Consider the following 17,759-nt stretch of genomic DNA (forward strand, 5'->3'; position numbering starts at 1 on the left):
CAAGCACGACCGCCGCGCACACGCAACGAACCCCTGTCACACATCAGGGGCGCCCAAGGGGCGCGGGGAACGGCGCAGTCTTTCGTCTTTAAGGGGCGCGGGGAACGGCGCAATCCTTTGTCTTTTAGGGGCGCGGGGAACTGCGCGGCCAGCCCCCACCGGACCCGCACCCGACCCGCAACACCCACAGCACCCGCAACCCCGTTCCATCCCCCCGCCGGCTAGGCGACAGGTACGCGCGTGAAGCGCCCCGCAACCCGCAGATCCGCCTCGATCGATCCAGCCGTGGCCGCCAGCTCCGGGAGCACCTCGGCCACACACCGCTCGACCGTCCGCCGAGAGCTGTGCATGGCCACGTTCACGGCGGCCACGACGGCCCCCGTACGGTCCCGGACCGGAGCGGCGATCGACCGCAGCCCCTCCTCCAACTCCCCGTCGACCAGCGCGTACCCGGCCGACCGTACGCGGTCCAGGACGGCCGCGAGGGCTGCCGGGTCCGTGACGGTGTGCGGCGTCAGCGCGTCCAGGCGGCCGGTCAGGAACGGCTCCCGCCCGGCGGGGGAGAGGTCCGCCATCATCACCCGCCCCAGCGAGGTCGCGTACGCCGGCAGCCGTGTGCCGACCGTGATGTTGACGCTCATGATGCGGCTGGTGGCGACACGGGCCGTGTACTGGATCTCGTCGCCCGTCAGGACCGCGAGGGACGCCGAGTCGTGCAGCCGTCCCGCGAGGTCGGCGAGGTGCGGGGCCGCGATCTGCGGCAGCGTCGTACGGGAGAGGGGTGGGAAGCCGAGTGACAGGACGCGGGGCGTCAGCGTGAAGTGCCGTCCGTGGGACGTGACATGGCCCAGGTGTTCCAAGGTGATCAGCGCACGCCGTGCCGTCGCCCGCGCGAGCCCCGTCGCCTGCGCCACCTCGGTGAGCGTCAGCTCGGCCCGCCCCTCGCCGAACGCCGTGATCACGGTCAGCCCGCGGGCCAGCGACTCGACGAACTCGCGGCCCAGTTCCTGTTTGGAGGCGCCGGTCCAGGCGGCGAGCCCGGCCGGCGCGGCGGGCGGCCGGGCGGGCGCCTCGCGCAGATCCCGTTCCATGGCGTGTACGGTCGCCCGCAGCCGCGGCAGCATGGTCTCCCGCAGGGAGTCCGCCGTGTGCCGGCTGGTGTGGCTCACCACGCTCACCACGCAGGCGACGTGGCCGCCCCGGTCCCGTACGGGCACCGAGACGGCGATCAGGCCCGGCTCGATCAGCTGGTCGTCGAGGGCCCAGCCGCGGGTGCCCGCCTGGTGCGTCCGTTCCTCGAACTCCGCGTCCCGGGTGGGGCGTTCGCGCGGGGGGACCGCCGGGAAGGTCCGGTCCTGGGGATCCGCCGCCCGTCTGTCCCGCCACCGTGCCCAGTCCTCCAGCGTCCACTCGGTGGCGAACAGCGGGCCCGGCGCGGTCCGTTCGGCGGGGAGCAGGTCGCCGATACGGAAACTCAGGGACATCGCGCGCCGGCGCGTGGCCTGGTGGATGAAGCGGATGCCGTCCCGGTCGGCGACCGCGAGGGAGACCGACTCGTCCAGCTCGTCGGCGAGGGCGTCGGCGCGGGTGTCCAGCAGTCGGGGGAGCCGGAGCGCGGCGAGGTAGGCGTTGCCCAGCTCCATCAGCCGCGGGGTGAGGACGGCGTCGCGGCCGTCCAGGCGCAGGTAGCCCATCCGGGCGAGGGTCGCCGCGATGCGGTCCACCGTGGATCTGGCGAGTCCGGTGGTCTTCTCCAGGCCGCTGAGGCTCAGCGTGCCGTCCGCCTCGGTGAGGCGGTGGAGCACGGTGAGGCCGCGCATCAGTGGGGCCACTGCCTCGGCGGGTTCGGCCGCGTCGGGCTTGGGCGGGGTGAGGTGGGTCGGTGGCATGGCTCCCCATAACGGTGTGCCGACCACGGTAATGAATGGGAGGGGGGAGGCGGGGCGGGGGCGTAGGTGACCTGCGGGCCCGGTGGGGGCTGGTCGCGCAGTTCCCCGCGCCCCTTGAGGACAAAGGATTGCGCCGTTCCCCGCGCCCCTGAAAGGCCGGGGTCGACAGTCGAGTGCGGGCCCGGTGGGGGCTGGTCGCGCCGTTCCCCGCGCCCCTTGAGGACAAAGGATTGCGCCGTTCCCCGCGCCCCTGAAAGGCCGGGGTCGACAGTCGAGTGCGGGCCCGGTGGGGGCTGGTCGCGCAGTTCCTCGCGCCCCTTAAGGGCAAAGGACTGCGCCGTTCTCCGCGTCCCTGAGAGGCGCGTTTCCTATTGGGGGCCGCGGGTCACGTATACGCGGTGGTTGCCCTTGGGGTCCTTGCCCGCGACCGTGATGCGGATGCCGGATTCGAGGTCTTTGAAGTACTGGCCGGGGGAGAAGGGGGCGTCGGAGAGTTCGGCGTGGACGTTCGGGCTGCGGGTGCAGCCGCCGCTGTCCTTCGTGGAGTCGATCACCGAGATCGGGCCGTGGCCGGTGTCGACGTCCGCGTTCACCTTGTAGATCAGTACGCCCGTCTTGCAGACCGACTCGTCGTTGCCCGCCTGTGTGCGCAGTTCGGCCGCGTACCCCGTCTTCGCGTCGACCGGGACGAAGAGCAGTTTGCTGCCGTTGCCGGGCTCGGTCAGCGGGGTCAGCACATGCTCGGTCGTGCCGGGTGAGGCCGCGCAGCCGACCTGGGAGTCGTCGAGCCAGCCGAGCTTCCACTTGTGCCAGCCCAGCAGGTCGTTGTCGGCGCCCCAGTCCTCGCTCATGATGTCCCAGTGCCCGACCGCGCCGCCGCCGTCCTGGGTGTAGAGGTCGGGCAGTCCGAAGACATGGCCGTTCTCGTGGGGGAGTACGCGGTAACCGGTCTCGGCGTACGTGCCGGAGCCGTCGTCCTGGCGGCTGTAGACGAAGGACGCGTTGGCGACGGGCACCCCGTCCGCGACCGGCGCCTCGGTGTTGCCCGCGAAGGTGACGGACAGGACGGTGTCCAGGGCGGAGGGGCCGGCGTTCGGCGTGATCAGGACGTTCAGCAGGTCGTAGTCCTGGAAGTTCACCTTCGGGTCGGCGGTGCTCACGATGTCCTGAACCAGCTCGCGGTACCCGGGGTCGAAGGGGGCGCCGCGTTCTATCCCGTACTCCTTGAAGGGCTTGGGCATACGCAGCCAGTCGCCTATCGGGGCCTGCGAACGGTAGTCGAGACGGCCGTACGAACTGGTGCGGAACCAGTCCGTGGTCTGCGGGAAGAACTCACCGAAGCGGTCGAGCGCCTTGCCCTGGCCGGGCGCGTCGGAGAAGTCGACCATCAGGTTGAGGGCGCGGACCGTGCCGGTGGAGCGGGCGTAGCCCGTGGGGGTGGGGATGCCCTCCGACATCTGCACGCCCGTCGAGCCGCTGATCATGCAGGGACCGAGCGGGGAGGTCCCGGCCGCCGGTGCCACGGGGCCCGCCGCCGAGGTCGAGCCGGCCGTCAGATGTCCGGACCCGGCGGAGGTGCTGACCGCGAGGGTGAGGGCGGTGACCGAGACGAGGGCTGCGGTGCGGCGGCGCGGGCGTATCCGGCGGCTGGTCGGCTGCATACGAAGCCCTTCGCTCCGGGCAGCCGGCCGTTGTGGGCTGCACCCTGTCCGATCACCCTGTGCCGCCGGATGCGGGGGCGCGCGCTGGAGGAGACCGATCGTGGGAGGAGGCCGGGGAGACGGGGCCTTTCCGAGGGCGGCAAACCCCCCTGGAGTCACATGTGACTCAGGTCACAATGAATCTCTTCGGGATCGGGAAATAACCGGGGACCCCCTCCCCGTTTAGCCATGTGTCCGCGTGAAACGGGGAGCGGATCCCCGGATCGCCCGGACGGCAGGAATCAGTAAGAGCAAGAGCCACCGACTACGAACACGAAGCACCAACACGAAGCACGAACCACCCACACGAACCACTGAGAGAACGCGAAGGAGTACGCCGTGGAGACCGCAACCGTCGCCCAGCGCAAGGTGCCCCGCCCGAGGGCCGATGCTCTGCGCAACCGGGAGCGGATCGTCGCCGCCGGACGAGAGATGTTCGTCGAGTTCGGTGCCGAGGTGCCGCTCGACGAGATCGCCCGCCGGGCGGGTATCGGCAACGCCACGCTGTACCGCAACTTCCCGGACCGGGCGGCCCTCCAGCGCGAGGTCGTCTGCTCGGTCATGGACCGCGTCTCGGAACAGGTCGAGCAGATGCTCGCCGAGACCGGTGACGCCTTCGAGGCACTCTCACGGTTCGTGCACGCTTCGGCCGACGAGCGGATCGGCGCCCTGTGCCCGATGCTCTCGGAAGCCTTCGACGAGAACCACCCGGACCTGGTCGCCTCGCGCGAGCGGGTCGAGGAGCTGATCGACACGCTCATGGGGCGGGCCCGGACCGCGGGCCAGCTCCGTCCTGACGTCGCCGTCGGGGACCTCATGATCGCCATCAGCCAGCTCACCCGGCCGCTGCCCGGTACCGCGTGCCCGAACATGGACCGCTTCGTACACCGCCACCTGCAGCTGTTCCTGGACGGGCTACGGGCGCCCGCCCGATCCGAACTGCCCGGTGCGGCCGCGACCATGGAGGACCTGCGACGAGCCTGACCGATCGAGCGACCACCCGACCGGCTCACTGACCGACCGGCCGACCGATCAGATCCGCGCGTTTCGAAAGTCACCACTCACACCACAAGCCACCGGTCGTCATCGACAAGGACGTCGAGGAGGGCGTCGACAACGTAGTCGACGAAGACGTCACCGGTGACGAGCCGTCCCTTCCGTCACGTTTTTTCGCCACGAAGTCCTGAAGTGGGTACTCCCATGTCTGAAACAGTCCAGGCCAACGCCGCCAAGGCGCCGGCTCCCGATTCGAACCGCTGGAAAGCGCTGGTCTTCATCGCGCTCGCCCAGCTCATGGTCGTGCTCGACGCGACCATCGTGAACATCGCCCTTCCCTCGGCCCAGCAGGACCTCGGGATCTCCGACGGCAACCGGCAGTGGGTCATCACGGCCTACGCGCTCGCCTTCGGTGGACTCCTCCTGTTCGGTGGTCGCATAGCCGACCTGTGGGGTCGCAAGCGCACCTTCGTCGCCGGTCTGATCGGCTTCGCCGGCGCCTCCGCGCTCGGTGGCGCCGCCACCAACGAGGCGATGCTGCTCGGCTCCCGCGCCCTGCAGGGTGCCTTCGGCGCACTGCTCGCGCCCGCCGCGCTCTCCCTGCTCGCGGTGATGTTCACCGACTCCAAGGAACGTGCCAAGGCGTTCGGCATCTACGGGGCGATCGCCGGTGGCGGTGGCGCCGTCGGCCTCATCCTCGGCGGCTTCCTCACCGAGTACCTGAACTGGCGCTGGACGTTCTTCGTGAACATCCCGTTCGCGGCCGTCGCCGCCACCGGTGCGTACTTCGTCATCCGTGAGCCGTCCGGCAGCCGCAACCGCTCGCCGCTCGACATCCCGGGTGTCGTCCTGTCCACCCTCGGCCTGGTCTCCCTCGTCTACGGCTTCACGCGCGCCGAGTCCGAGGGCTGGGGCGACTCCATGACGATCGGTCTGTTCGTCGTGTCGGCGCTGCTCCTCGCGTCCTTCGTCGTCGTCGAGTCGAAGGTCAAGGCCCCGCTGCTGCCGCTGCGTGTCATCACCGACCGCAACCGTGGCGGTATCTACCTCTCGCTCGGCCTCGCGATCATCGCGATGTTCGGTCTGTTCCTCTTCCTGACCTACTACCTGCAGATCGTGAAGGGCTACACGCCGGTCAAGACCGGCTTCGCCTTCCTGCCGATGATCGCGGGCATGATCACGGGCTCCACGCAGATCGGTGCCCGCCTGATGACCCGCGTTCCGGCGCGGCTGCTGATGGGTCCCGGCTTCCTGGTCGCCGCGCTCGGCATGCTGGTGCTGACCCAGATGGAGATCGGCTCCTCGTACGCGACCCTGTTCCTGCCCGGCATGCTCCTGCTCGGCCTCGGTATGGGTACGGCGTTCATGCCGGCCATGTCCCTGGCCACGCTGGGTGTCGAGCCGCGTGACGCCGGTGTCGCCTCCGCGATGGTCAACACCTCGCAGCAGGTGGGTGGCGCCATCGGTACGGCGCTGCTGAACACGATCGCGGCCTCGGCCACGACCGCGTACGTCAAGGACCACATCGGCGGTGCGGCCACGCAGTCGCAGCAGCAGCTCGTGCAGTTGCAGGCGCAGGTGCACGGGTACACCAACGCGATCTGGTTCGCGGTCGGGATCCTCGTCGCGGCCGCGGCGATCGTCCTCACCCTCGTGAACGCGAAGCCCACCGATGTGGCACCGTCCACCGGCGCGGTCGACGGCGCCGAGGACGAGCTGCTGGTGCCGGTCGTCGCCCACTAGCCGCTTCGCGGTGAGCGGGCCCGGAACCGACTGGGTCACCCACTGACCTCGTGCGTACGCAGGGGTGGGGACGCCTTCGTACGCACGAACCCCGATCTGCCCCGACTCCGACAACGGAGCCGGGGCAGATCCATGCCTTGAGCTCCGCACCTGAGCTCCGCACCACGACGGCCGGCCGGTACTCGACCTGCGGCTGCGTCGTGGCTGGCCGCGCAGTTCCCCGCGCCCCTTAGGGGGCCGACGGCCGCCTTGCGCCTGCGGGCCGGTGGGGGCTGGTCGCGCAGTTCCTCGCGCCCCTTGTGGGGGTGGCGGCTGTTTTGTGTCTGCGGTCGGTGGGGGTTGCCCGCGCCGTTCCCCGCGCCCCTCAGGGGCAAAGGCAGGGGCGCAGCCCCGCTTTTGAGGGGCGCGGGGAACTGCGCGACCAGCCACAGCGCAGCCGCACCCGACCATCGACCCCCACCCCGTCAGGGGCGCGGGGAACTGCGCGAACGGCCCCCACCGGCCCGCACCCGGAGTCGGCTACCGGAGCCAGGGAAGGTCCGCCCCCGCCCCCTCCGGCTGAAGGCCCTCCGCGATGAGCAGCATCGCCTCCCCGAGCGCCTTCTGCTGCTCAGGCGTGAGCCGGTCGAACAGCGCCTGCCGCACCGCGGCCACATGCCCGGGAGCGACCCGTTCGAGAACGGCGTACCCCTCGTCCGTCAGGACGGCGAACTGCCCCCGCTTGTCGGACGGACAGTCCTCCCGCCGTACCCACCCGTTCTTCTCCAGCCGGGCGATCGCATGCGAGAGACGAGACCGCGTGATCTTCGCCTTCATCGCCAGCTCGGTCATCCGCAACCGCCGCCGCGGCGCCTCGACCAGTTGCACGAGCAGCCCGTAGTAGATGTGCGGCATGCCCGCGTCACGCTGCAACTGGCGGTCGAGATGGTCCTCGAGAAGCGTGGTCGCGTGCATGAACGCACGCCAGGTGCGCTGTTCCTCGTCACTGAGCCAGCGCGGCTCGTCAGCGGATGCCGTGTTCATACACCTACTGTACGAGCCCCTTCTTGAATCTTAAACAAGTAGGGAGTAGGCTCCGCCCAGGAAAGCTTGATACTTCAAGCATCAGCTTCAGGCAATCACTTCGAGCAGCACGAGAGGGAGTAGCAGTCATGTCCGCAGCCACCGGGGAACGTCCCGCCGTGGAGCGCATGCCCGCCCTCTACCTCTCGCACGGCGCCCCGCCCCTGGCCGACGACCCGATCTGGCCCGGCCAGCTCGCCGCCTGGTCCGCCGACCTCCCGCGCCCCAAGGCGATCCTGATGGTCTCGGCGCACTGGGAGGAGGCCCCGCTCGCCCTCGGCGCCGTCGCGCCCGTGCCGCTGGTCTACGACTTCTGGGGCTTCCCCGAGCACTACTACAAGGTGCGGTACGACGCCCCGGGCGCCCCCGCTCTCGCGGAGTCCGTCCGCAAGCTGCTGCGCGCCCCCGGCACGCCGGTCCAGGACATCCCGGACCGCGGCTTGGACCACGGCGCGTACGTCCCGCTCGTGGAGATGTTCCCCGAGGCCGACATCCCGGTCCTGCAGGTCTCCATGCCGACGCTGGACCCCGTCCGCCTGATGGAGATAGGCCGCAGGCTCGCGCCCCTGCGCGACGAGGGTGTCCTGATCGTCGGCTCCGGCTTCTTCACCCACAACCTCGCCGCCCTCCGCCAGGGCGGTGTCCCCGGCTGGTCGGCCGAGTTCGACGCCTGGGGACACCAGGCGCTCGACTCCGCGGACGTGGACGGCCTCCTCGACTTCCTCCACAAGTCCCCGGCCGGACAGCTCGCCCACCCGCGTACGGAGCACTTCGCCCCGCTGTTCGTGACCATGGGCGCGGCGGACGCCGCCGGCGACCTGGCGTCCCAGCGGTCCGTGATCGACGGCTTCTGGCTGGGCCTGGCCAAGCGCTCGGTCCAGTTCGGCTGACACGAACCACTCCTCCCCGGCAGGGGTGGCCCCTCCCCGGCAGGGGGCGCCCCTTGCCTGCCGGGGGCGGACCTTCAGAGGTCCTTCTCGTACCGCGCCACATCCCAGTACCGGCCGAACTTCCGGCCCGCCTCCCGGTACGTACCGAGGTGCCGGAAGCCGAACCGCTCGTGCAGCCGCACGGACGCCTCGTTGGGCTGCGCGATCCCCGCGTACGCCCGGTGCAGGTCCTCGCCCGCGAGCGCGTCGAAGAGGGCCGCGTAGAGCTGCGTGCCGATGCCCCGCCCGCCCGCGCCGGGAACGACGTACACCGTCATGGCCACGGACGTCGCGTACGCGGGCTTCGGCCGGAACTCGCTCGATGTGGCGTACCCCAGAATCCGCTGTGAGTCCGCGTCCACGGCAACCATCAGCCGATGCGGGCCGTCTTCAGGGTGAGAGAGCAGCCAAGGACGTCGCTCCTCCGGGGTGAAGACGGCCGTGTCGAAGGTGATGGGCGTCTCACGGACGTAGTGGTTGTAGATGTCCGTGAGGGCGCCGAGGTCGGCTTCGGCTCCGGGTCTGACCTGGACCTCTGTACGTTCCGACGGCACCGCGCCTCCTTTTATGGCGGCACAGGGTACTGCAAGATCAGAAAAATCGAGGGCCGGGTTGGGAATTCTGTCCGGATTCCAGTCGTTGTTTCCATGGGAAGCAGGGCACTCGGGAGGGTGTCCGAGCCACCAAAGCCACCACTAGGTCCCGCAAGCCCACCATCGCAAGGGAGCACGCATGGCAACCCGTGCCGTCGCCCGTCGTAAGTCCGCCTCCGGCGAGACCGACGCGGCACGCAGTGTTCGCGTCGTAGGCGGCGAGATCGCCGACCGCGACCTGGTCGGCATGTATCTCGACGAGATAGCGCGTACACCGCTGCTCGACGCCGCCAAGGAGGTCGAGCTGTCCCAGACCATCGAAGCCGGCGTCTTCGCGCGGCAGCTTCTCGACGGTGAGACCACCGACACCAAGGTGAAGGCCTCCCACGAGGAGCTCGAAGCGCTGGTCGCCGAGGCCGAGCGGGCCAAGGAGGTCTTCATCAAGTCGAACCTCCGCCTGGTCGTCGCGGTAGCGCGGCGCTACCCCCGCAGCGGCCTCCCGCTGCTGGACCTGATCCAGGAGGGGAACGCGGGCCTGGTGCGCGCGGTCGAGAAGTTCGACTACCGCAAGGGCTTCAAGTTCTCGACGTACGCGACCTGGTGGATCCGGCAGGCCATCACCCGGTCCATCGCCGACCAGTCCCGCACCATCCGGCTCCCCGTCCACCTGGTGGAGGAGCTGGGCCGGATCCGCCGTGTGCAGCGCGAGTTCAACCGCGAGCACGGCCGCGATCCGGAGCCCACGGAGATCGCGGCGGAGCTGGACTCCAAGCCGGAGCGCGTCATCGACGTCCTGGACTGGGCCCGCGACCCGGTCTCGCTGAACATGGCGGTGGACGACGAGGGCGACACCCAGTTCGGAGACCTGCTGGAGGACACCTCGGCCGTGTCGCCCGAGCAGTCCGTGCTGACGCTGCTGCGCAGCGAGGAGCTGGACGACCTCATAGGCCGCCTCGACCAGCGCACCGCCTCGATCATCAAGATGCGGTACGGGATAGACGACGGCCGCGAGCGCACGCTGACCGAGGTCGGCAAGGAGCACGGCCTCACCCGTGAGCGCATCCGCCAGATCGAGAAGCACGCGCTGATGGAACTGAAGAAGCTGGCCCGTTCCACGGGGTTCGACGCCGCGGCGTAGACCGCCTGCGGGCTCCGGCGGCGCCCCGGTCCGGGCAGCGGTTCAGGCCCTGGTCCGGGGCCCGGTCCGGGATGAGGAAAACTCGTCCTCTTCGAGGGGATTGGGTCCCCGTTTCGGGGGCATGCGAGCCTACCGCGGGACGGACGAGCAGATCTGTGTCGGCCACGCCTCACGGCATGGCTGGTCAGAGCCGCTCACCGGGTCGCACAGAAGTCCGTTTACAGCCGCTTCAACACATCGGTCCCGGGGCACAAACCCCAGGACCCCCCAAAGCCGAGTCCCGACGCACTCCCCCCGGTGCCGGGACTCTTCCAGAGCCGAGCTCCGGCGCCTCCCCCCCTGGCGCCGGGGCTCGGCTTCATGTCCGGGGTCGTACGGCCGTTCTGCGGGGACGTACGGCGCGCGGCGGGCGGCGCGCTGGGTCCGGCGTACGGCGTTCGGCGTTCCGTGTGAGGCATGCGGACACGACGACTGGGCCACCCCGAACCTGAACCCCGGGGTGACCCAGGCGGCACATTGTGTCACGGAGGCGCGCCGCCCCGGCGGACACGTCGTTCGCCGGGACGGGCACCCCCTGCCACCCGCGCAGCCCGCTACCCCTTGACGGCCCGGCTGAGCCGTCCCCCCAAGTCCCTTACACACGCCACGAGTTCCGCGGGTGCGTGCACGGTGAACTCGCAGTCGACCATCGCGAGCCGCACGGCCATCCACTCCACCGCGTCCCCCGTCGAGGCACGCAACCGGCACCGCCGGTCGTCGATCGGCTCGGGCGCCCCAAGCCACGCGGGCAGCCGCGCCGTGACGAAGTCCGCCGGTGCCACGAACATCACGTCGAACTCGTACGTCTCCTGCCGCCGGTACATCGACTGCCGCAGATACTCGGCCGCGTCCCCCGTGGGCAGCTCGCGCTTCGTGAAACGGGCCCCGGTAGCGAAGGGCTCGGACACCCGGTCGACCCGGAACGTACGCCAGTCCTCGCGGCCGAGGTCGTACGCGACGAGATACCAGCGGCGGCCGGTCGACACGAGCCGGTACGGCTCCGTCCGGCGCCGGCTCTCGGCCCCGTCCCCCGCGCGGTACGCGAACCGCAGCTGCTCCTGCCCGGCGATCGTCGAGGCCATCGTGGTCAGCGTCTCGGGCGCGATGCTGGCGCCGTCGCCCGTCGTCAGGGGAGTGGTGGCGGCCTGCAGGGTGGAGACGCGGTGGCGCAGCCGGCTCGGCAGGACCTGTTCGAGCTTGGCCAGCGCCCGTACGGAGGCCTCGTCGACGCCCTCGACGGCGTGCCCCGCGCCCGCGCGCAGGCCCACCGCGATCGCCACCGCCTCCTCGTCGTCGAGCACCAGCGGAGGCATGGCCTTCCCGGCGACCAGCCGGTAGCCGCCGTCCGCGCCCTTGGTCGCCTGCACCGGATAGCCCAGCTCCCGCAGCCGGTCGACATCCCGCCGCACGGTCCGCCGGGACACCCCGAGCCGCTCCGAAAGCTCCCCACCGGGCCACTCCCGAGGAGTCTGAAGAAGAGACAACAACTGCAACAGCCGCGCCGGAGTATCCGTACTCATAGATGTCTCCCTCTCATGGAACCGACCGGGGACGCGGACCCCCTAAGGGCGCGAACCCCAAGGGGCGCGGGGAACGGCGCAATCGTTTGTCTTTCGCTCTCAGGGGCGCGGGGAACGGCGCGACCGGCCACGACGCACCCGCACCCTCCGAACGCACCCACCCCGTCCGCCCGCACCCCGAGCATCCCCCACAACTAGGACACGACCTGACCTACATCCCCCCTAGCGTCGAACCATGACCTCACCGAGCACCACCCCCGCGTCCCCCCGGCCGGAGGCAGACCGCCGCCGCTGGTACGCCCTGGCCATCGTCATGACGGCCGCCTTCATGGACCTGGTCGACGTGACGATCGTCAACATCGCGATCCCCTCGATCCAGCGGGACGCGGGCGCCACGTTCAGCCAGATCCAGTGGATCACCGCCGGTTACGCGCTCGCCTTCGCCGCGGGCCTGATCACCGGCGGACGCCTGGGCGACATCCACGGCCGCAAGCGCCTCTTCCTCATCGGCATCGGCGGCTTCACCCTCGCGTCGGCCCTCTGCGGCTTCGCGGTGAACCCGGACATGCTGGTCGCCTCCCGCATCCTCCAGGGAGCGATGGCCGCGCTGATGGTCCCGCAGGTCCTGTCGATCGTGCACGCCACCTTCCCGGCGCACGAACGCGGCAAGGTCTTCGGCCTGTTCGGCGCGATCGTGGGCCTGGGCGCGGTCTCCGGCCCCCTCTTCGGCGCGCTGCTCACCGAGTGGAACCTGTTCGGCCTGGAGTGGCGGCCGATCTTCCTCATCAACCTCCCCGTGGGCATCGCCGGCCTGATCCTCGGCCGGAAGTTCATCACCGAGTCCAAGGCCCCCCGCGCCCTGAAGCTCGACCTCGTCGGCGTCGCCCTGGTCACCCTCGGTCTGCTGATGCTGCTCTACCCGCTGATCCGGGGCCGCGAGCTGGACTGGCCGACCTGGGGATACGTGTCGATGGGCGGCTCCCTCGTCGTCTTCGGCGCGCTGGTGGCGTACGAGAAGCACAAGACTGCGCGTGACGGTTCGCCGCTCGTCGAACTCTCCCTGTTCAAGGTGAAGAGCTTCGCGGCGGGCATCGCCGTCCAGACCGTCTTCGGGATCGGCCTGGGCATCTTCTTCCTGATCTGGACGCTCTACATGCAGACCGGCCTCGGCTGGAGCCCGCTGCGGGCGGGCCTGACGGGCGTACCGTTCTCGATCGCGGTGTCGCTCGCGGCGGGTCTGTCGGTCCAGAAGCTGGTGCCGCGGTTCGGCCGGAAGGTGCTGCAGGCGGGCGCGCTCACCATGGCCGCCGGCGTCCTGCTCTACATCTGGGAGTCCGAGCGGTACGGCCTGTCCATCGCCTCCTGGCAGATGGCCCTCCCGCTGGTCGTGATGGGCCTCGGCATGGGCCTGATCGTCGCCCCGCTCACGGACGCGGTGCTCTCCGAGGTCCCGCGCGAGCACGCCGGTTCGGCGTCCGGCCTGATCAACACGGTCCAGCAGATGGGCAACGCCCTCGGCCTCGCCCTGGTCTCCGTCGTCTTCTTCGGCACGATGTCCGACCGTCTGGCACCGCCGGAGGTCGGCGCCGCGTTCGTCGACGCCTTCCAGCACGCGCTGGTCCATGTCGCCGTCGTGATGGCGGTCATCTTCCTGCTGATGTTCGCCCTGCCGAAGCGTCCGGCCCAGCACGTGGAGGGCGCGGAGGCGACGGAAGCCACGGAGGGTGCGGAGGCCACGGACGAAGCGCCCGCGGCGGCGACCGCGTCCACCCCCGCCGACGACCAGGAGCCCGAACTCGTCCGCTGAGCAGCGGCCGGGCAGTGACCGAGCAGCAATATCCGCTCATGCCCGTTCATGCCCACATCGATGCCCGAACCTGTTTACTTTCCCGAAACGCGGGCGTAGCCTGCGAGTGAAACCACAGGTTCGGGCAGAGAGTGGAGGCGAACGGGCATGTACGCACCTGAGCGGCAGCAGGAGATCCTCCGGCTCGCACGTGACGGTGGACGCGTGGACGTCGTATCGCTGGCCGAGGAGTTCCAGGTCACGGCCGAGACCATCCGGCGGGACCTGAAGGCCCTCGACCGGGCGGGACTCCTGCGCCGGGTGCACGGCGGTGCCATACCGGCCGGGCGGCTCGACTTCGAGCCCGACCTCGCCGAGCGCGAGACCACCGCCGCGGACGAGAAGGACCGCATCGCCAAGGCGGCCCTCGCCGAACTGCCCGACGAGGGCACGATGATCCTCGACGCGGGCACGACCGTCGCCCGCCTCGCCGGGGCCCTCCCGCTGGAGGCCTCGCTCACCGTCGTGACGCACAGCCTCCCCATCGCGGCCCGCCTCGCCGACCACCCCGGCGTCCAGCTCCATCTCATCGGGGGCCGCGTCCGGCACCGTACGCGCGCGGCGGTCGACGCCTGGGCGCTGCGGGCGTACGGCGAGATCCGCGCGGACGTGGTCTTCCTCGCCGCGAACGGCTTCTCCGCCGAACACGGCCTGACCACCCCCGACCTCGCCGAAGCCGCCGTGAAGCGCGCCGCCCTCGCCGCGGCCCGCCGCGTGGTGCTGCTCGCCGACTCCGCCAAACACGGCCAGGAACACTTCGCGCGCTTCGGTGGCCTCGACGAGGTGGACCTCCTGATCACCGACAGCGGTCTGAGCCCCGAAGACGCCACCGCCATCGAGCGCGGCGGCACGGAAGTAGTGCGCGCATGATCCTCACCGTCACCCCGAACCCGTCGCTGGACCGCACGTACGAGGTCCCCTCGCTCGACCGCGGTGAGGTCATCCGGGCCACCGGCGAGCGCATGGACCCGGGCGGCAAGGGCGTCAACGTCTCGCGGGCCGTCGCCGCGGCCGGCCGGCGCACCGTCGCGGTCCTGCCGCTCGGCGGCGCCCCCGGCGCACTCGTCGCCGACCTCCTCGACGCACAGGGCATCGAGGTCGCTCCGGTCCCGGTCGCCGGCGCGACCCGTTCGAACATCGCGCTCGCCGAGGCCGACGGCGTCCTCACGAAGATCAACGCACCCGGACCCGAACTCACCTCCGCCGAGGAGGAGTCGCTCCTGGAGACCGTGCGCGAGCAGTCCCGCGACGCCGACTGGATCGCCTGCTGCGGCAGCCTGCCCCGCGGCCTCGCACCCTCCTGGTACGCGGAACTGGTCGCCCGCGCCCACCGGGCGGGCGCCCGCATCGCGCTGGACACCTCGGGACCGGCCCTGCTCGCGGCCCTGCGCGAACGGCCCGACGTCGTCAAGCCGAACGTCGAGGAGCTCGCCGAGGCGGTCGGCCGCCCGCTCGCCACGGTCGGCGACGCGGTCAAGGCCGCCGAGGAACTGCGGGAGCTGGGCGCGCGGGCCGTGCTCGCCTCCCTCGGCGCCGACGGGCAGCTGCTCGTCGACGAGGACGGCGCCTGGTTCGCGAGCGCCCGCGTCGACGTCGTACGCAGCAACGTGGGCGCCGGCGACTCCTCCCTCGCCGGTTTCCTCATCGCCGGCGGCAGCGGGCCCGGCGCGCTCGCCTCCGCCGTGGCGCACGGAGCGGCGGCCGTCCAACTGCCGGGCAGCGTGATGCCGAGCCCGGCGAACCTCGACCCGGGCGCGGTGACGGTCACCGCGGAGATCCCGGTCGACCGCGTACTGACGGAGCCGGCGTCATGACCACCCCCTCAGCCCACCCCGCACCAGCCGCAGTGGCTGAGGCGACTGAAGCAATCCCCGTCCCCATCCCCATCCCCACCCTCGCCCACCACTCTCCCCGGGCGATACGCGAGCGAAGGAGCCCGCGATGAGCGAGATGATCACCGCGGAACTGGTCGACCTCGACCTGTCCGCCGATACGAAGGAAGCGGCGGCCCGTGCCCTCGCCGAGCGCATGGTGTCTCTGGGGCGGGTGACCGACCTGGACGGATTCCTCGCCGACGTCGCCGCCCGCGAGGCCCAGATGCCGACCGGCCTCGACGGCGGCATCGGCATCCCGCACTGCCGCAGCGAGCACGTCACCGAGCCGACCCTGGCCTTCGGGCGCAGCGCGGCCGGGGTCGACTTCGGCGCGCCGGACGGCCCCGCCGACCTGATCTTCCTGATCGCCGCTCCGGCCGGTGCGGACGACGCCCACCTGACGATCCTGTCGTCGCTGGCCCGCCAGTTGATGAACGCCGAGTTCACGACCGCGCTGCGGTCGGTGGACGACGCGCAGTCCGCGGCGGCGCTCATCCGCGGGGACGAGACCCCTGGGGCCGCACCCGAGCCCGCGCCCGCCGCCGAGCCCACTGCCGACGCTCCGGCCGAGCCGGCGTCGACCCCCTCGGCTCCGTCGGCCCCCTCGGCCGCAGCGGCCCCGGCCGGGGCCGAACCCGTGGCCGAGGGCCACGCCCGGCAGCCGTTCCGGATCGTCGCCGTCACCTCCTGCCCCACCGGTATCGCGCACACCTACATGGCGGCCGAGTCGCTGGAGAACGCGGGCCGCGAGGCCGATGACGTCGAGATCGTCGTCGAGACACAGGGATCGGCCGGCTTCACCCGGCTCGACCCCGCCGTCATCGCCGCGGCGGACGGCGTGATCTTCGCGCACGACGTGCCCGTACGGGAGAAGGAACGGTTCGCCGGCAAGCCCACCGTGGACGTCGGTGTGAAGGCGGGCATCAACAAGCCCGCCGAGCTGATCGCCGATGTGCGCGGCAGGGCCGAGCGCGGCGAGTCCACCTCGGCCGCCCGGCCCGGCGGCACCCCGGTGGACCGGGCGGGCGACCCCGGCGACGGCTACGGCACCAAGCTCCGCAAGTGGCTGATGACCGGCGTGAGTTACATGGTCCCCTTCGTGGCCGCGGGCGGTCTGCTGATCGCGCTCGGGTTCGCGATCGGCGGCTACCAGATCAACGAGGCCAAGCCGGTCACCGAGGTCTTCAACTGGGGCCAGATCGACAGCTGGGGCGCGCTGCTGTTCCAGATCGGCGGCGTCGCCTTCGGCTTCCTGATCCCCGTCCTCGCCGGCTACATCGCCTACGGGATGGCCGACCGGCCGGGCCTCGTGCCGGGCTTCGTCGGCGGCATGATCTCGGCCAACATCAACGCCGGTTTCCTCGGCGGTCTGGCCGCCGGTCTGCTGGCCGGCGCGGTGGTCCTCGCCATCCAGCGGATCAAGATCCCACCGGTGCTGCGCGGCATCATGCCGGTGGTCGTGATCCCGCTGATCTCGTCGATGGTCGTCGGCTTCCTGATGCTGATCGTGATCGGCAAGCCCATCGCCGAGGCCCAGAAGGCGATGACGGACTGGCTCGGCGGGCTCTCCGGCACGAACGCGGTGCTGCTCGGCGTCCTGCTCGGCCTGATGATGTGCTTCGACCTGGGCGGCCCGGTCAACAAGGTCGCGTACGCCTTCGCCACGGCCGGGATCGCCGTGCAGGACCCCAGCGACTCCGCGATGAAGATCATGGCGGCCGTGATGGCCGCGGGCATGGTCCCGCCGCTCGGCATGGCGCTGGCGACCACCCTCCGCAAGAGGCTCTTCACCCCGGCCGAGCAGGAGAACGGCAAGGCCGCCTGGGTCCTGGGCGCGTCCTTCATCTCCGAGGGCGCCATCCCGTTCGCGGCCGCCGACCCGCTGCGGGTCATCCCGGCCTCGATGGCGGGCGGCGCGGTCACCGGCGCCCTGACCATGGCGTTCGGCTCGACCCTGCGCGCCCCGCACGGCGGCATCTGGGTCACCTTCCTGATCGGCAGCCCGTTCCTCTACCTGCTGGCCATCGCGGCCGGCACGGCGGTCACGGCCGGCCTGGTCATCGTCCTGAAGGGCATGCGCAAGCAGGCTCCCGACGGCAGTACGAAGAAGTCCGCCGAGACGGCGACGGCACCGCAGCCGAAGGAGCCGGTGGCGGCGTAAGCACTCAGCCGCAGAACCGGCACACGGCCGTGGGGCGGGGGGGGGGGCCCCCCCCCCCCCCCGGGGGGGGGGGGGGGGGGCGCGGGGGGGGGGGGGGGCGCGCGCCCGGGGGGGGGGGGGGGGGGGCCGCCCCCGCCGCCCCCCCCCCCCGCCCGGGCCTCCGGGGGGGGCGCAGCCGCGTTTTGGGGGGCCGGGGACCGGCGCGACCAGCCACAGCGCAGCCGCACCCGACCATCGACCCCCACCCCGTCAGGGGCGCGGGGAACTGC

General features: G+C 71.3%; 13 protein-coding genes. 8 read left to right on the plus strand and 5 right to left on the minus strand.

Annotated elements, in window-relative coordinates; genetic code table 11:
* Nucleotides 1-221: 221 nt before the first annotated feature.
* Together ACZ60E_RS40360 and ACZ60E_RS40365 are read right to left on the minus strand one after the other, a co-directional pair.
* Nucleotides 222-1,889 (minus strand): IclR family transcriptional regulator domain-containing protein, encoded by a 1,668-nt coding sequence (locus tag ACZ60E_RS40360; protein WP_469447117.1) that lies wholly within the window; start codon nucleotides 1,887-1,889, stop codon nucleotides 222-224.
* A gap of 368 nt (nucleotides 1,890-2,257) precedes the next feature.
* Nucleotides 2,258-3,550, minus strand: coding sequence for a M6 family metalloprotease domain-containing protein (locus ACZ60E_RS40365; RefSeq protein WP_469447119.1), 1,293 nt, complete (start codon nucleotides 3,548-3,550; stop codon nucleotides 2,258-2,260).
* Between the two features lie 378 nt (nucleotides 3,551-3,928).
* On the opposite strand from ACZ60E_RS40365, the gene ACZ60E_RS40370 reads away from it, so the two are divergent.
* Both ACZ60E_RS40370 and ACZ60E_RS40375 read left to right on the plus strand, forming a co-directional pair.
* Nucleotides 3,929-4,573, plus strand: coding sequence for a TetR/AcrR family transcriptional regulator (locus ACZ60E_RS40370; RefSeq protein WP_384816181.1), 645 nt, complete (start codon nucleotides 3,929-3,931; stop codon nucleotides 4,571-4,573).
* Between the two features lie 216 nt (nucleotides 4,574-4,789).
* Nucleotides 4,790-6,328: an MFS transporter gene (locus ACZ60E_RS40375; RefSeq protein WP_469447121.1), complete on the plus strand. Its 1,539-nt coding sequence runs from the start codon at nucleotides 4,790-4,792 to the stop codon at nucleotides 6,326-6,328.
* 519 nt (nucleotides 6,329-6,847) lie between these two features.
* Here the strand turns inward: ACZ60E_RS40375 and ACZ60E_RS40380 are convergent.
* Nucleotides 6,848-7,351, minus strand: a complete 504-nt coding sequence (locus ACZ60E_RS40380) for a MarR family winged helix-turn-helix transcriptional regulator (RefSeq protein WP_384816085.1) — start codon at nucleotides 7,349-7,351, stop codon at nucleotides 6,848-6,850.
* A gap of 128 nt (nucleotides 7,352-7,479) precedes the next feature.
* Here ACZ60E_RS40380 and ACZ60E_RS40385 point away from each other — a divergent pair, with 128 nt between their 5' ends.
* Nucleotides 7,480-8,280, plus strand: coding sequence for a dioxygenase family protein (locus ACZ60E_RS40385; protein ID WP_469447123.1), 801 nt, complete (start codon nucleotides 7,480-7,482; stop codon nucleotides 8,278-8,280).
* A gap of 74 nt (nucleotides 8,281-8,354) precedes the next feature.
* On the opposite strand, the gene ACZ60E_RS40390 is transcribed toward ACZ60E_RS40385, so the two are convergent.
* Nucleotides 8,355-8,873: a GNAT family N-acetyltransferase gene (locus ACZ60E_RS40390; RefSeq protein WP_469447125.1), complete on the minus strand. Its 519-nt coding sequence runs from the start codon at nucleotides 8,871-8,873 to the stop codon at nucleotides 8,355-8,357.
* A 178-nt stretch (nucleotides 8,874-9,051) separates the two neighbouring features.
* On the opposite strand from ACZ60E_RS40390, the gene ACZ60E_RS40395 reads away from it, so the two are divergent.
* Nucleotides 9,052-10,050 carry a sigma-70 family RNA polymerase sigma factor gene (locus ACZ60E_RS40395; protein WP_384816079.1) on the plus strand — a complete coding sequence of 333 codons (999 nt, stop codon included), beginning with the start codon at nucleotides 9,052-9,054 and terminating at the stop codon, nucleotides 10,048-10,050.
* Between the two features lie 593 nt (nucleotides 10,051-10,643).
* Here ACZ60E_RS40395 and ACZ60E_RS40400 read toward each other — a convergent pair.
* Nucleotides 10,644-11,609 (minus strand): helix-turn-helix transcriptional regulator, encoded by a 966-nt coding sequence (locus ACZ60E_RS40400; protein WP_469447128.1) that lies wholly within the window; start codon nucleotides 11,607-11,609, stop codon nucleotides 10,644-10,646.
* A gap of 235 nt (nucleotides 11,610-11,844) precedes the next feature.
* Between ACZ60E_RS40400 and ACZ60E_RS40405 the strand changes: the two genes are divergently transcribed.
* The 4 genes from ACZ60E_RS40405 (at nucleotide 11,845) to ACZ60E_RS40420 (ending at nucleotide 17,490) form a co-directional block, all read left to right on the plus strand.
* Nucleotides 11,845-13,416, plus strand: a complete 1,572-nt coding sequence (locus tag ACZ60E_RS40405) for an MFS transporter (protein WP_469447130.1) — start codon at nucleotides 11,845-11,847, stop codon at nucleotides 13,414-13,416.
* A 147-nt stretch (nucleotides 13,417-13,563) separates the two neighbouring features.
* A complete protein-coding gene (locus ACZ60E_RS40410; RefSeq protein ID WP_469447132.1) occupies nucleotides 13,564-14,325 on the plus strand; it encodes a DeoR/GlpR family DNA-binding transcription regulator in 762 nt (253 codons plus the stop codon).
* Nucleotides 14,322-15,269 carry a 1-phosphofructokinase gene (pfkB, locus tag ACZ60E_RS40415; protein ID WP_384816070.1) on the plus strand — a complete coding sequence of 316 codons (948 nt, stop codon included), beginning with the start codon at nucleotides 14,322-14,324 and terminating at the stop codon, nucleotides 15,267-15,269. Before ACZ60E_RS40410 ends, pfkB begins: the two co-directional genes overlap by 4 nt.
* A 127-nt stretch (nucleotides 15,270-15,396) precedes the next feature.
* Nucleotides 15,397-17,490 (plus strand): PTS fructose transporter subunit IIABC, encoded by a 2,094-nt coding sequence (locus ACZ60E_RS40420; RefSeq protein WP_469447133.1) that lies wholly within the window; start codon nucleotides 15,397-15,399, stop codon nucleotides 17,488-17,490.
* The last annotated feature ends 269 nt before the right edge of the window (nucleotides 17,491-17,759 follow it).

It is taken from the genome of Streptomyces sp. NPDC102514, from assembly GCF_055584525.1.